At 59.1% G+C, this 13,955-nt stretch carries 11 protein-coding genes and 1 pseudogene; 8 read left to right on the forward strand and 4 right to left on the reverse strand.

Going from position 1 to position 13,955, the window contains the following annotated elements:
- Both AACY11_RS23840 and AACY11_RS23845 read left to right on the forward strand, forming a co-directional pair.
- Window positions 1-126: pseudogene (locus AACY11_RS23840) on the forward strand (IS66 family transposase); the annotation flags it as partial.
- A gap of 357 nt (window positions 127-483) precedes the next feature.
- Window positions 484-1,311, forward strand: a complete 828-nt coding sequence (locus AACY11_RS23845; protein WP_339432501.1) for a glycosyltransferase family 2 protein — start codon at window positions 484-486, stop codon at window positions 1,309-1,311.
- 404 nt (window positions 1,312-1,715) lie between these two features.
- Here the strand turns inward: AACY11_RS23845 and AACY11_RS23850 are convergent, their stop codons facing one another.
- The 3 genes from AACY11_RS23850 to AACY11_RS23860 are packed head-to-tail and all read right to left on the reverse strand — an operon-like array spanning window position 1,716 to window position 5,894.
- Window positions 1,716-2,783 carry a lipocalin-like domain-containing protein gene (locus AACY11_RS23850; protein ID WP_339432502.1) on the reverse strand — a complete coding sequence of 356 codons (1,068 nt, stop codon included), beginning with the start codon at window positions 2,781-2,783 and terminating at the stop codon, window positions 1,716-1,718.
- Entirely contained in the window at window positions 2,773-5,244 is a 2,472-nt protein-coding gene (locus tag AACY11_RS23855; RefSeq protein ID WP_339495838.1) for an ABC transporter permease, read from the reverse strand. The genes AACY11_RS23850 and AACY11_RS23855 overlap by 11 nt, the downstream gene beginning before the upstream one ends.
- A complete protein-coding gene (locus AACY11_RS23860; RefSeq protein WP_339495840.1) occupies window positions 5,241-5,894 on the reverse strand; it encodes an ABC transporter ATP-binding protein in 654 nt (217 codons plus the stop codon). Before AACY11_RS23860 ends, AACY11_RS23855 begins: the two co-directional genes overlap by 4 nt.
- A gap of 159 nt (window positions 5,895-6,053) precedes the next feature.
- Between AACY11_RS23860 and AACY11_RS23865 the strand changes: the two genes are divergently transcribed.
- Window positions 6,054-6,995, forward strand: a complete 942-nt coding sequence (locus AACY11_RS23865; protein WP_221729568.1) for a YncE family protein — start codon at window positions 6,054-6,056, stop codon at window positions 6,993-6,995.
- A 16-nt stretch (window positions 6,996-7,011) separates the two neighbouring features.
- Here the strand turns inward: AACY11_RS23865 and AACY11_RS23870 are convergent, their stop codons facing one another.
- Window positions 7,012-8,709: a sulfatase-like hydrolase/transferase gene (locus tag AACY11_RS23870; protein WP_339495842.1), complete on the reverse strand. Its 1,698-nt coding sequence runs from the start codon at window positions 8,707-8,709 to the stop codon at window positions 7,012-7,014.
- Window positions 8,710-9,099: 390 nt separating this feature from the next.
- Between AACY11_RS23870 and AACY11_RS23875 the strand changes: the two genes are divergently transcribed.
- Genes AACY11_RS23875 through AACY11_RS23895 form a run of 5 tightly spaced genes read left to right on the forward strand, consistent with a single transcriptional unit; the run spans window position 9,100 to window position 13,945 of the window.
- The gene (locus tag AACY11_RS23875) at window positions 9,100-10,452 is read left to right on the forward strand and encodes a UDP-glucose dehydrogenase family protein (RefSeq protein ID WP_339432506.1); all 1,353 of its coding nucleotides are present in this window, start codon (window positions 9,100-9,102) and stop codon (window positions 10,450-10,452) included.
- Window positions 10,449-11,486 (forward strand): NAD-dependent epimerase, encoded by a 1,038-nt coding sequence (locus AACY11_RS23880; RefSeq protein WP_339465649.1) that lies wholly within the window; start codon window positions 10,449-10,451, stop codon window positions 11,484-11,486. The genes AACY11_RS23875 and AACY11_RS23880 overlap by 4 nt, the downstream gene beginning before the upstream one ends.
- A gap of 18 nt (window positions 11,487-11,504) precedes the next feature.
- On the forward strand, window positions 11,505-12,251 hold the full coding sequence (locus tag AACY11_RS23885) for a sugar transferase (RefSeq protein ID WP_339432508.1): 747 nt from the start codon (window positions 11,505-11,507) through the stop codon (window positions 12,249-12,251).
- Window positions 12,251-12,898, forward strand: coding sequence for a CpsD/CapB family tyrosine-protein kinase (locus AACY11_RS23890; RefSeq protein WP_339465650.1), 648 nt, complete (start codon window positions 12,251-12,253; stop codon window positions 12,896-12,898). The genes AACY11_RS23885 and AACY11_RS23890 overlap by 1 nt, the downstream gene beginning before the upstream one ends.
- Before the next feature lie 21 nt (window positions 12,899-12,919).
- The gene (locus AACY11_RS23895) at window positions 12,920-13,945 is read left to right on the forward strand and encodes a polysaccharide biosynthesis/export family protein (protein ID WP_221729562.1); all 1,026 of its coding nucleotides are present in this window, start codon (window positions 12,920-12,922) and stop codon (window positions 13,943-13,945) included.
- Window positions 13,946-13,955 lie beyond the last annotated feature (10 nt).

The raw sequence follows: 13,955 nt of genomic DNA on the forward strand, positions 1-13,955 counted from the left end.
GAACCCATGCCGTTGGTTGGCGACGCTGATGAAGAAGTTGTTGCCGCGACACCGCGCCGAGGCAAACGCAAGCCACTGTCGGCTGATCTGCCGCGTATCGAAGTCATCCACGAACTACCCGAACACGGTGGGGTTTATGGAGCGCTTACTCAGTTTTGAGGTGTGTTTGAGGTAGCGAAACAGCAAGCGCTCAACGGCGCCGGCGAGACGTGCATAGCGTTTGCGCGAGCAATGCCGGGCAATTTGGCGGAACAGTTTTTTTGGCCACACGCACAGCCATTACAGGACCAGGTGGTAGAGGGAAAGTGGGTTCATCCGTGAGGTAACGGCGCTGGCCTTCTCTTCCTTGAAGCGTAAATGGGCGCGCAGTTTAGCCTGTCACCCACGCGAACCCGGAAATTAAGCTTCGCCTAAGGTTGCCTCGCTACCGTTGCGGCTCATGAAACCACTGTTGCCCATGAATCGCGGATGAGTCCTTCAGATATGAAAGCCATTGATTTACCAGCCCAGCCACCGGCGAACTTCAGCCTTGTCTTGGTAAATTACAAAACCTTGGACATCACCAGGATGTGCCTTGAGCTTTTGCGTGAGCACGTCAAAGAGCAACGTATTGCGGTGTGGGTGGTGGACAACGATTCGGCGGATGCAAGCTTGGATTACTTGCGTTCTTTGGACTGGATCAATCTGATCGAACGGCCATCGCCTTGCAAAGAGGCCGGGCATATTGCGCATGGCAAGGCGCTGGATATGGCGCTGGAAAAAGTCGACAGCGATTATCTGTTTCTGCTGCACACCGATACCTTTGTCTACGACAAGGAAGTGTTTGCCATGATGATGCGCGAATGTACAAAGACGCCGGATATCGCCGCCGTCGGTTGTGTCGAGCAAATCAATCGTGGCGTGGTGAGAGATACCTGGCGTTTAACTTCGCGTTTCTGCAAGCATCATGTTCGACGCGCAAAGAATCACTTGGGCCTGCATTCAAAAGAGCCGAAGCCCTATAAGGAAACTCACCTCAAAAGTTTTTGTACGCTGTGGAATGTCCGCTTGATGAAGTCTCTGGGGCTGCACTTTTGCATGGATGACCGAGTGCCCGGTTATACGCTGCAGGACCGGATGGCAGGCTTGGGCTACGGCATCAAGTTCCTGTCGCCGCGCAAGATTTTCAGCTATCTGGATCACATTCAGGCAGGAACCGTCGCTGCGGCAGGCACCTACGGGAAAGATCACCGGCGCACGAAAATGTATCAGGCGACGCTCAAACGCTTTCAAGGGCAACACGGTAAATCCGGGATGCAAACGCCGGTCTGATTCAAGGAAAAAAAAGGGGCGACTTCAAAGTCGCCCCTTTTTTATGTGAAATTGTATACAACTGCTCCTGCATGGTGTTCGCCCAGTGTTATGGCCTGGCAATCCATGCACCGGTAAAGAGCCCTGACACTGGGCGAACGGGGAGGATTTTAATGGAAGTTGGCGTATATGTCGCCATGGATAATGATGAAATTTATGTACTGAAAAGTTAAAAACTGTATCTCGCCGAAATTTACCGAGAAAGTTTCAACGCATACTTTTATATGTAGTGCCCTCATGCCTCAACCTGTACAAGAACAAACATCGATAGAGCTAATACTCAACTTTCACACTGACGGGTCACTTTTAATACATCCGTGTAAGTGACAATAACGCTCCGCCCGACTGTCAGTTCTTTAGGACGCTCAGTAACCTGTCATTTCCAGATACCCTTGCCCACCCTGGTTACCGCTGATGCGCACCGGGCCTTCCCAGTAAGGAATGCGCAAGTTCATCCACGCGTTGGGGTTGAGTGCGTCGAGGCGGATGTCGAGGTGTTTGTCAGGGATGCTGATCGACCATTTCACCGGCATCGAGCGGCCGGCCACATCGGCGGTGTCTTGCGCAGTGAGTTTGATCTGTTCGGCGCGCAGGGTTTGCGTCTGACCGTCGGCGGCGATCCAGGTGCCGGTCAGGTAGGGCGCACCGTCCTTCTGGCGCATGCGATAGAGCATCAGGTGTTCGCCGTTGTCCAGATGCAGCGAGAACCAGTCCCAACCCGTCTGGTTGGCCGTCAGTGGCTGGCTGCTCCACTCGCGGTCAAGCCACGCCGGGCCGCTGACAGTGTAGGTCTGACCGTCGACCTGCAAAGTGCCGCTGGCCTGAAAAAATGGCTGGCTGTAGTAGTACGAGGCCTGGCCCTGTTCGGACTTTTGGCTGAAGCCCTTGTCACCTTGCAGCACCAACGGACGGCTCGAAGTGAGGTGCAGTTGATAGGCGAATGACGTGTCACGAGCACTCAGCTGCATATCGCTGAGAGGGTCCGGCGCTTGACTGGCAAACCGCCAATCGTCGATCCACGCTTCGAACGGCGCCAGCCGCACGCCCGCCTGCCCCACACCGCCCCGCGCATAGCGCTCGGCCGCATGATGAACAGAACGGGAGGTCACTGCCGCATGCCCCAGCCAGATGGTTTGGTTGCCCCACCCCGCCTGCTCCGGCACAGGTTTCAACGCACTGCGAAATAACGTCCATTGCACACCGAAATCATTGCCCTGCTGATCCTTGAGATTGGCCGTCACGTACCACCATTCGATGCGAAAACCATCGTGCGCGCCATGATCGGCCGGAAAGCTGAACGCTCGCCCCGGTACCACCGGCTTAAACGACTGAGCCTGATTGCCCATTCCGGCAAAACCCTTCTGTTCGGGCGTGGACTGATCACATCCGCCCAGCAGCAGTGCGACACACAGCACAACCCGCTTAATCCTCATGTGCAAACGTCCTCAGCAGATCTGCAGGTTGCGTGCGGTACAGCGAATACAGCGGCCAGGCCGAGGCCAATAATGTCGCCAGCAACGCCAACCCCATCAGTTGCAGCAGTTGCCATGGGAAGACCCGCAGCGGCAGGCGCCAGCCGAAAGCCTGCACGTTGATCACAGCATCCAGACACCACGCCAGCGCGATCCCCAGCGGCAACGCCAAGACCAGCGTCAGCACCGCCAGCAGCCAGGTCTGGCCGAGATTGAGCAGCATCAATTGCCGTCGTGTCACGCCCAATGCCCACAGCGGTGCGAGTTGGCCGAGGCGGCTTTGGCTCTGGGTCAGCAGGCTGATGAACAGCGCAACGCCAGCGACCGCAAGGGTCAGGCTGTTCAACGCCGCCGTCGCCGCAAAGGTGCGTTCGAACACCTGAACCGACCAGCCCTTGAGCTGTGCCTGATCGACGATACGGCTGTCATCGAGTTGGAAACGCGCCTGCAATGCGCTGAGCAACGGCGCAATATTCTGCGGGTCGATGCGCAGGTTGAAGCGGTTCGGCGTCAGTTGCGGCCAGTTGTGCAACAGATGATTGACGTTGACCAGCAGGTGCCCCTTGGGATTGCCGTAATCGGCGTAAATACCCACGATGCGCGGTGACCATGGCCCGTTGGGTGTCGGGATCGTCATGTGATCGCCGGGGTGGACCTTCAAGCGTCGGGCCATTTGTTCGCTGAGCATCACCGCATCATCCGTCGCCAGATGCGCCCACGGTTCACCGCCAACCGAGTCGAGCAACGGCCAGTGCTGACGGTAATAGACATCGTCGATCACCCCGAACACCTCCGCCGGCCAGCCATGCAGCGTCACCGACACCTGCCAGTTGGGCAGTATCGCCGTGACCTGTGGCTGCTGTTTGAGCCAGTTGTGCATCTCGCGGGCCTGTGCCGGATTCACCGGATTGATGTACAACTGCGCGCTCAGACGTTGTTCGAGCCAGTCGTTGAAGGTCTGGCGAAAACCGGCGGTCATGCTACCGGCGCCGATATTGGCGGCCAGCGCCAAAAGCAACGCCATCAACGCCAGGCTCAGCGCTGGCAGTTGTTGTCGGCAGTCGGCGAGAAACCATTGGCCGAGCACTGAACGACGGCGCCCCAGCAACTGATTCAATAGCGCACTGAGCAACACCGGCAAGGCCAGCGCGGCGCCGATCAACAGCCCGACCATCAGCACAAAACCGCTGGCCAGGCTGTCGCCCCAGATCAGTGCCAGCAGCGCGATCACGCCCAACACAAAAGCCAGCCAACCCTGGCGCTGCAGCCAGCGCGCATATTGCTGATGCCAGGCTTGCGGATCGGCCACCGCCAACAGCGGCAAACGCGCCGCCCGTATCAGGCTGTTGGCACCGGCCAGCAAGGCGCCGAGCAGGCTTAAGCCGATCCCGCTGAACCACCACCAAAGGCTCAGTTGCAACTGCCCTGCCACCTGCGCGCCATACAAACCGCGCAGGCTGGCGGCGACATCGGGCAGCAACACACTGGCCAGCCAATAACCACTGATGACGCCAAACACGCCACCGATCAGCGCCAGCACACCGAGTTCGACGATCAGGCAGCCGATCAACATCCGCGCGCTGACACCACAGGCTCGCAAGGTCCGCAGCAGGCCACGCCGTTGTTCCAGCGCAAGCCCAATGGCGGCGTGAACGATGAACAAACCAACGACGAACGAGAGAAAGCCCAAGGCATCGAGATTGAGGTGAAAACTCTCGGTCAGTCGCGCCAGATTGTTTTCCTCGCCACGGCTCTTGAGTTGCAACTGCCCCTTGAACGTGGGCGGCAACTCGCCGTGAAAATCTTTGGGCAACAACAAGCGTGACAGTTGCCCGGGTTGTTCGAGCAGGGTTTGCGCAATGCCGATGTCCACCAGCAACACGCCCGGCGCCATGTCTTTTTGCGCCAGCAAGGGTGGCAATTTCTGGCCCCCCAGGGTTTGCGGCGTGGCGCCTTCTTGCAGGTTCAACGCCTGCAAGGTTTGCGGGGAAATCCAGGTGCTGCCCGGCGGCGTGAGAAACTCGACGACCCGCTCGATCGGCATCGCCTGCCCGGCCACCGCCGAATCGGCCGGCAGCGACACCGGTTCGATGCCCATCAACTGAAGACGTTGGTTGTCGTGATCCTTGAGGCTCAAGCGGCCCTGCAACAACGGTGAGACCGGCCAGCCCTGACGGCGCAGATCGATGAACCATTGCTGAGGGAATGTTGCGCCGCTCGGTGTGCTCAGACTGGCTTGCGGCTCGCCGCCAATCAACTGGCTGGCGCGCGCGTAACTGTCACGCGCCTGACTGTTCAGCGCCTCGACGCCGGTCAGCAGGCTGGTCGCCAGCCACAACCCGGTCAGCACACTGAAAAACTGCACCGGATGCCGCCGCCAATGGCTGAGCAGCGCGCGCAGGGTTTGTTTGAAGACGATCACAGCAGACGCCCGCTGGACAACACCGCACGCTGCGCCAACCGTTGCGCCACACGCGTGCTGTGGGTGACCATCAACAACGTCGTCGGCGTGTCGTCAAGCAGTTCGAGCAACAGTCGCAGTACTTCATCACTGGTCGCTTCGTCGAGGCTGCCCGTGGGTTCGTCGGCCAACAGCAATTTCGGCTGCGAGGCCAGCGCACGCCCCAGTGCAACCCGTTGCTGCTGGCCACCGGACAGTTGCTCGGGATAACGCTTGAGCAAATCGCCCAGCCCCAGGCGTTGCACCAGATGCGCCAGCCAACGCGGTTCATGACGCCCGGCCAAACGCGCCTGAAACGCCAGATTGTCCTCGACGCGCAAACTGCCGATCAGGTTGAACTGCTGGAACACCAGACCGATTTCCGTTCGGCGCCAGTTCGCCAGTTGCGCTTCGTTCATCGCTTCAAGTCGATGCTCACCGCAGCGAATGCTGCCGCTGTCGACCTTGTCGAGGCCGGCCACCAGGTGCAGCAGGGTGCTTTTGCCACTGCCGGACTCGCCCATCAGCGCCAAGCTACTACCAGGTTCCAGCGTCAGGTCGACGCCTTGCAGCACCGGTAATGGGCCTTGGGGGGTGAGGTAACTTTTAAAGACATCCAGAACCTGAAGCATGCCGTCATCCAAAGTTTGCAAGTGGCTCTAGGATAGCGGCCGCGAGTGTTTTTTGTGTGCCGGTACCTGTCAACTCTGACAGTAGCGGAGCAAAGGGCACGGGTATCTAATAAACAGGCCGTCGAACAGAGGCAGTTGAATCCAAAAGGCCACTCCGCCATGAAGACAACAATCATGTATGAAACGCTCACTGCTCCGATCAAATGCACCTCCCAGGTCATCGAGGTCATCACCGTGGGGCGTGAACCCGGAGCCATCGCCCTGCACCCGAAACTGCCGGTTGCGTACGTGTGCAATACCGAAGGCCGCAGCCTGTCGATCATCGACCTGCACTTGCACAGGGTGAGCGCGGTGATACCGCTACCAATCCGGCCCATGGCAATCGTTATCGAAAACAGTGGTGTGACCGCATACATCACCGGCCTCGATCAACCGCTGATACTGGCCATCGATACCCGCCGCCAACGTATCCGTCAGACCATCAGCGCTGCCCAGGGACATTCGTTGGTGCTCAGCGCTGACGGCGCGCGGTTGTTTGTGCACAGCAACAGTCATGTGAACGGGCACATCCATGAAATCGATACGGCGAACGCCAAGGTCGTCGCCTGCGTCGATACCGGGCCGTTCACCAGTGGCGCGGCATTGAGTGCCGACGGTCGGTTGTACTACTGCGACTACATCCATCATGAACTGCGGTTCCTGAACACCCGCAATACCGAGACGCAGAGTGTTTTGACCCTCCCCAACTCCTTTGAGGAAGTGACGCTAAGCCCCGACAATCAGTTGGCCTACGTACCCTATCGCAACGCCGATAGCAGCACGGCGGTCATTGATCTGGGCGTAGGCAAACTGATTGACTTGATCCCGACCGCTCAGTTGCCTCACGGGTTTGTCGTCAGCGCGGACGGCCGCCTCGCCTGCTGCTGCAGTGCCGGCGAACGAACCGTCTCAATCATCGATACCGTATCGCGGCGCAGCATTCACACGTTTACGGCTGGCGAATATCCGCAAAGCCCTGTGTTCAGTCGCGACCGCCAGAAGCTGTATGTCTGTGACTCGTCAGCCGATGCGATCTGGGTGTTTGCCTTGCAAGCCGACTGAGCGTTTGCCTCGAAATCTACTGCCCCGCCGCCACACTGGTCGGTGCCTGCGACGGCGTGACAATGCTGCCCAGATCAATATGTTTCCACTCAGGCTTGGCCCCCAGCCGCGCGTTGAAGCGGTAGTTGAAGGTGAATTCATCCGCCGTTGGCACTGTCAACGGCTTGCCATACACCGCCTCGATCCCCGCCAGGTCGTAACCCATCAACTGCAACAGCGTCGGGAAGATGTTGTAGTGACTGGAGCGATCCTTGTTGGCGGCCAGTTGCGCCGACCAATCCAGCGTCTTCAAGTCGCGGCCCTGAATCACCACCAGCGGCACCAGGCCCTCCTCCTCCACCGGATCGCCGCCGCAATGCGTATTGAGCCCAGGGTTGCCACGTTCATGAAGATCCTGACCGTGATCCGAGGTATAGATCACCAGCGCATTGTTGAGATTGGCCTGGGCAAACACCCGCGCAAAAAACTCGCCGACGTTCCATAAAACCGTGTTCTTGTAGGCATTGCGATACAGCACCCAGTCATCCGGTTGACCATTGAAGCCATCGCGTTTGCCGGTGTCGGCGACTTCGGTGAACTGTCCGCGCGGCAAGGTCGGACGGTAAGCCATGAACGCATCCGGGTATTTGTCGTGCACCGGAAAATGCGCGCCGACCTTGTTGATCAGGATCAGTTCGGGCGTGTCGTCGTTGAGCAAACCGATCAGTTTCTGCGCGGCCGCCATGTCGCGATCTCGCACGCTGGTACGGTCGAACTGGACAAACTTGTCGATGTCCTTTTTCTCGGCGTCGGTCATCAGGTTCTGCAAGTGACCGCCGGTGCGCTGGGCGTCAATGTAGACCGTGCGCATCCCGGCCTTTTTTGCGTACTGCCAGATCGACGGCAGCGTACTGTTGATGCGCATGTAGTCGGCGCGGGTGCCGCCGTAGCGTAAGGTGACGTTGGTGTCGGCGCTGCAATTGGCGATGGACGCGGCGTAACCGTAATTGAAGATGTCGACGCCCGCGTGCGGTTGTTTGAGGTTGCTGTGCACACCGAATGGCGCGTTGATGTCCAGGTAATTGCCGGAGATGCTTTCATCGATGATCAGCACGATGTCATGCCCGACCGCTTGGCCATTGCGCGCCAGTGTGACGGGTTCACGCGGACCGACCGTGTTGTGCAGCGCCTCATAGGCGAACAGGTTCAGATAGGCCAGCGGCGTGTACATGATCGGCAAGCCCCGGGCGCCCTCACCGGCGCGCAGAAACAGCACAGCGCTGAGCACGATCACGCCACAGATCGGCGCCGCCACGCGCAATGCGTTGGGCACGACAAGCGAATGCCGCGGTTTGAGACCGATGCCCACCAACAACAGCAAGCCACTGAGCGCACCGTGGATGATCGCATCGCGATACTGGTAAGCCGCTTCCTGAATGAAACCGCCGGAATACACCAGCGAGACGAAGCTGCTGTAGCTCAGGTAATCGGCCGTAACCCGGGTGTAGACATCAAAAAACACCGCCGAAACAAACATCGTTATCGCGAATAAATGCCGAATGAGCGCCTGACGAATATAAGCCGTTAGATATAACGCTAAAGTAAGCGCCAAAAACATCGCGCCAAAAAGGAGTACAGCAAAACCAACACCGATAGCATTTAACCGCTCAATGTAATATTCGGAATAAAGCAGCAGATAAACAACTAAAAGCAGTTCTTTCAAATATCGAAACATGGCAATCCCGGTCGTACAAAACGGTATTGGGTCAATAGTTTGTCGGTCAAAACCTGACACTAGCACCCGGCCATCAAACCGCAAGAAAAGACTGGTTTTTCCCTAAAGCGTCAAAAAAACGTTGACTCATTCCTGACACACTCCAGCGGCTACAAGTCTTTAATTTCAGGGCTCTCGACCGTTTATCGCTTTCTTCTCAACAGGGAAAAAGCGTCAAGAACGCGACAAACCCAGTAATAGCAAGCACTTGATGGCCAATAGCCTGAAAAAAGCCGGGTGTTATACACGTGCAACATGTCATTTTGCTGACACGCTTTGCGCACGCTGCGCTATACCCATTTTGACAGTTCAATTCTTAAGTTCTCATTTTGTTTTTGAGAGGTGCGCATTATGGACGTGAGTGTATTTGGCACGGGCTACGTTGGTTTGATTCAAGCCGCCGCACTTGCCGATGTCGGACATCGCGTTTTATGCGTTGATATTGATCCGAACAAGATTAAACAACTGCAACAAGCGGTGCCGCCCATTAGCGAACCGGGTTTGTCGAACACACTTGAAGAAAATATCAAGGCTGGTCGTCTGCTGTTCAGCACCCAGGCCAGCGACGCCGTCACCCATGCCGAGTTGATCTTCATCGCCGTCGGCACGCCAGCCGATGAGGACGGCTCCGCTGATCTCTCCCATGTGCTCAACGTCGCCCGGCAGATTGCGTCGCACATGGAGGCTGATCGCACCCTGATCATCAAATCCACCGTACCGGTCGGCACAGCGGATGAAGTGCTGGCCGCCGCCAACAGCGAACTGCTGCGTCGTGGCAAAAGCACCTTGACCGTACGCGTGGTCTCCAACCCCGAATTCCTCAAGGAAGGCAGCGCGCTCGCTGACTGCATGCGCCCGGACCGGATCATAATCGGCACCCTCGACGACGAGGCCCGCGAGCAGATGAGCGAACTCTACGCGCCGTTCTGCCGCAACCACGAAAAACTGATGTTCATGGACAACCGCAGCGCCGAGCTGACCAAGTACGCGGCCAATGCGATGCTCGCCACCCGCATCAGCTTCATGAACGAGTTGGCCAACCTCACCGAACTGCTCGGCGCCGACATCGAAGCGGTGCGCAAAGGCATCGGCTCCGATCCACGCATCGGCTACCACTTTATTTATCCGGGCTGCGGCTTCGGTGGCTCGTGCTTTCCCAAGGATCTGCGTGCCCTGCTGCACACTGCCGAACACAACGGCATGCCGCTGAAACTGCTGCGCAGCGTCACCGACGTGAACGACACTCAGCGGCACATTCTGTTCAGCAAACTCAAAGCGCAATTCCCACAAGGTCTGGCCGGCAAGTCCATTGCCATCTGGGGCCTGGCGTTCAAACCAAACACCGATGACATGCGCGAAGCCCCCAGCCGTTATCTGATGGACGCACTGTGGGCCGAAGGCGCCAGCGTGCAGGCCTACGATCCGGAAGCCATGTCCGAATGCCGGCGCCTTTACGGTTATCGCAACGACCTGCATCTGTGCGCCACCCGCGACGACACACTGGAAGACGCTGACGCCCTGGTGATTTGCACCGAGTGGAAAAACTTCCGCGTGGTCGATTTCGAGTTGCTGGCCAGCAAACTGCGCTCGCGGGTCGTGGTCGACGGCCGCAACCTCTATAACCCGCAACACCTGGCGGCGGCCGGCCTGCACTACAGCGGCATCGGCCTGCGCCATGTCGCCCCTGAAGGGCTGCGGCCATGAAGATTCTGGTCACCGGTGCGGCCGGGTTCATTGGTGCCCATTGCGTGTTGCGGCTGATGCGCGACGGGCATTCGGTGGTCGGTCTGGATAATTTCAACGCCTACTACGACCCGCAACTCAAGCACGACCGCGTGCAATGGGTGCGCGAGCAGGTCGGCGATTTCCAGCTCGCCACGGTTGACCTGGCCGATGCGCTGGCCATCGAAGCGCTGTTTGTCCGCGAACGCCCGCAAGTGGTGGTCCACCTCGCGGCGCAGGCCGGCGTGCGTTATTCGCTGGACAATCCTCGGGCGTATCTGGACAGCAACCTCAACGGTTTCCTGAATATCCTGGAAAGCTGCCGTCACCACCCCGTCGAGCATTTGATCTACGCCTCGTCGAGCTCGGTGTATGGCGCCAACCAGCACACGCCCTACTCCGTGAAGGACGGCGTCAATCATCCGCTGTCGCTGTACGCCGCGACCAAGAAAGCCAATGAGTTGATGGCCCACAGTTACAGCCACCTGTTCGGCATTCCCTGCACCGGGCTGCGCTTCTTCACTGTGTACGGCCCTTGGGGTCGGCCGGACATGTCGCCGATCCAGTTTGCCCGCGCAATCACTCAAGGCACGCCGCTCAAGCTGTTCAATTACGGCGAACACCAGCGCGACTTCACCTACATCGACGACATCGTCGAAAGCATCGCCCGCCTCACCGACCAGCCACCGCTGGCCCGTCCTGAATGGGATCGCGAGCTACCCGACCCGGCCAGCAGCATGGCGCCGTGGCGGCTGTTCAACATCGGCGGGCAACACCCGGTGGAGCTGAAAACCTACCTGGCCCTGATAGAAAAACACCTTGGCCTCAAAGCCATTGTCGAGCTGCTGCCCCTGCAACCGGGCGACGTGCTTAACACCTGCGCCGAGTCCAGCGATCTGGCCCAGGCCACCGGCTTCCAGCCGCGGATAGAACTGGATGAAGGACTGGGGCGTTTCATCGCCTGGTTCCGCGACTACTACCCCACTGCCTATCGCCCACGCGCCGCTCGCGGCTGAGTTTATGTGGAGGACTCCATGACTGGACATGAAAAAGGTGTGCCGATCCAAGAGATGCGGCGTGACAAGCGCGTCGACCCCGAGCACCGAATGCGCCTCGATGCGGCGATCCACCGCCAAGGCCGCGGGTGGTTCACAGGGCGCGATGGCGGTCGTCCATGGCAACTGTCGCGCACCAATCGGGTGGTCGCCTGTTTCGGCGCGCTGCTGATTCTGCTGCTGATTTCCCCCGTGCTGCTGGGCCTGGCCCTGGCCATCAAGTTCACCAGCCCGGGGCCAGTGATGTTCGTGCAGCAACGCACCGGCTATCGCGGCCGCAAGTTCGGCATGTACAAATTTCGCACCATGGTCGCCAACGCCGAAGAGTTGAAGGAGTCGCTGCGCCATCTCAACAAGCACGGTGCCGAAGCCATCGATTTCAAGATCGACAAGGACCCCCGCATCACCGGCATCGGCGGTTTCCTGCGGCGTACCAGCCTTGACGAGTTGCCCAACCTGATCAACGTGGTGACCGGTGACATGCGCCTGGTCGGCCCTCGTCCGACTTCGTTCAACGCCTATCGCTACAAGGACAACCACCTCGCACGTCTGGCGATCTACCCCGGCATGACCGGTCTGTGGCAGATCTCCGGACGCAGCAACATCGACTTCGACCAGCGCGTTGAGTTGGACCTCAGCTATATCGCCGAGCAAAGCCTTTTGCTTGATCTGAAGATCCTGTTGAAAACCCCCTTCAAAGTATTCAGCGGCCACGGAGCAAGCTAATGGACGGTTCAACCAACAAAAGCCTGAGCATCGCCAGTCCCAGCGAATCGAACCTGACCTCGACCGTGCTGGATCTCAATCTGCGGATCCTGTTCCTGACCGCCGCCAACCCCGGTGCCGGCACCACCACCAGTGCTCTGGCGCTGGCCAGTCAACTGGCACAAATGAGCAGCGGCCAAGTGCTGCTGGTCGATGCCAGCCAGTCGGCGAGCAACCTCACCCAGCAGTTGAACCTGGGCAAGGAGCGCGGCCTGCGGGATTTGCTGTTCAGCCCGGATAACCCGCCGCTGTTGCAGGACTGTGTGGTGCAGGTCTCAAGCCTGCCCTTCCATGTGCTGCCCAACGGCCGGCCGATTCGCACCATGGAACACCTGACCGCCGAGCGCCTGAGCCCGTTGCTCGACCAGTTGGGCAGCCAGTACCGCTTTGTGGTGATCGATGGCGACGCGGTGTACTCCGCCGCCGACACGCTGGTCATCAGCACTCAGGTCGATGGCGTGGTGTTCGTCGTACGCGCCGAAGACACCCGCTGGGAAGTCGCCCAGGCCGCCGTGCAACGCCTGACCCAGGCCGGGGCGAAAGTGGTCGGCAGCGTGTTTAACCGGCGCAAGTACTACATGCCCAAATGGCTTTACAAAAACCTCTAGGCCACCGCGAAGGATGACGCCATGAACGCCAGAATGCTTGTCCTGCTGTTGCTGCCGCTTGCAGGTTGCTCCAGCACTTCCGAAGTCCAGACCATGCCGGTGAATATTCTCACCGCCACTCCGGCCAACGCCCAGGCCACCGACATGCCGAAGATCGAGCAGACCCTGCGCCCGCAGGATGTGCTGGACGTGATCTTCCACATCAGCACCAGCGGCTCGGACGCCTACCGCGTGCAGTCAGGTGACCAGATCGGCCTGAACTTCACCGCTGCCAGCCAGCTCAACGGCAATCAACTGGTGCTGCCCGACGGTACCATCGAACTGCCGGGCGCCAACACCTCGGTGAAAATCGCCGGGCTGACCAGTGATGAGGCCCGTCAGGAAATCCAGCGGGCCTATCAGCGCAAACAACTGTTCCAGCCCAACCGCAATCAACTGACGGTGCAGATCATCAGCCCGTTGACTAACGAGCAGAACCTGAAAAGTGCGCTGAACCACCCGGCCACCGGCATGAGCCGCGAGATCACCGTGGGCACTGACGGTTACGCGAGTTTCCCGGAGATCGGCGCCGTGCCCCTGCAAGGCATGACCGTCAATCAACTGGAAACGTTCCTTAACCAGAAATACGCACAACTGCCGGGGCGGATGACCGTGGATGTGCTGCTCAAATCCACCGCCGGCAACGAGATTTACGTGCTGGGTGAAGTCGGCCAGCCGGGTTCCTATCCGATCCGTCGGCCGGTGTCGGTGCTTGAAGCGCTGACCCTGGCGCGCGGCACCAACGTCAAGGCGCGCCTGGATTCGGTGGTGATCATGCGCCGCAACGGCAATCAGGTGCAGGCCGTGCATTACGACGTGGAAAAAGCCCTGGCCGGCGACGCCTCGCAGATCGCGTATCTGCAACCGGACGACATGCTCTTCGTACCGAAAACCAAACTGGCCAGCGCCGGCGAACTCGCCCGGCAATTGGCCGACGTGGTGTTGTTCCAGGGCGTCGGGTTCAGCTTCGGCTACCGCGTCGACAATAAAAGCAGCAGCAGTAACTGACTCCCAGGTG

It is taken from the genome of Pseudomonas sp. RA_105y_Pfl2_P56, assembly GCF_963970845.1.
GTDB lineage: Bacteria > Pseudomonadota > Gammaproteobacteria > Pseudomonadales > Pseudomonadaceae > Aquipseudomonas > Aquipseudomonas baetica_A.

Excerpts from the sequence above, each read along its gene's own strand:
- AACY11_RS23845 (WP_339432501.1), top strand. The coding sequence starts at position 484 with ATGAAAGCCATTGATTTACCAGCCCAGCCACCGGCGAACTTCAGCCTT.
- AACY11_RS23850 (WP_339432502.1), bottom strand. The coding sequence starts at position 2,783 with ATGAGGATTAAGCGGGTTGTGCTGTGTGTCGCACTGCTGCTGGGCGGA.
- AACY11_RS23860 (WP_339495840.1), bottom strand. The coding sequence starts at position 5,894 with ATGCTTCAGGTTCTGGATGTCTTTAAAAGTTACCTCACCCCCCAAGGC.
- AACY11_RS23865 (WP_221729568.1), top strand. The coding sequence starts at position 6,054 with ATGAAGACAACAATCATGTATGAAACGCTCACTGCTCCGATCAAATGC.
- AACY11_RS23870 (WP_339495842.1), bottom strand. The coding sequence starts at position 8,709 with ATGTTTCGATATTTGAAAGAACTGCTTTTAGTTGTTTATCTGCTGCTT.
- AACY11_RS23875 (WP_339432506.1), top strand. The coding sequence starts at position 9,100 with ATGGACGTGAGTGTATTTGGCACGGGCTACGTTGGTTTGATTCAAGCC.
- AACY11_RS23880 (WP_339465649.1), top strand. The coding sequence starts at position 10,449 with ATGAAGATTCTGGTCACCGGTGCGGCCGGGTTCATTGGTGCCCATTGC.
- AACY11_RS23885 (WP_339432508.1), top strand. The coding sequence starts at position 11,505 with ATGACTGGACATGAAAAAGGTGTGCCGATCCAAGAGATGCGGCGTGAC.
- AACY11_RS23890 (WP_339465650.1), top strand. The coding sequence starts at position 12,251 with ATGGACGGTTCAACCAACAAAAGCCTGAGCATCGCCAGTCCCAGCGAA.
- AACY11_RS23895 (WP_221729562.1), top strand. The coding sequence starts at position 12,920 with ATGAACGCCAGAATGCTTGTCCTGCTGTTGCTGCCGCTTGCAGGTTGC.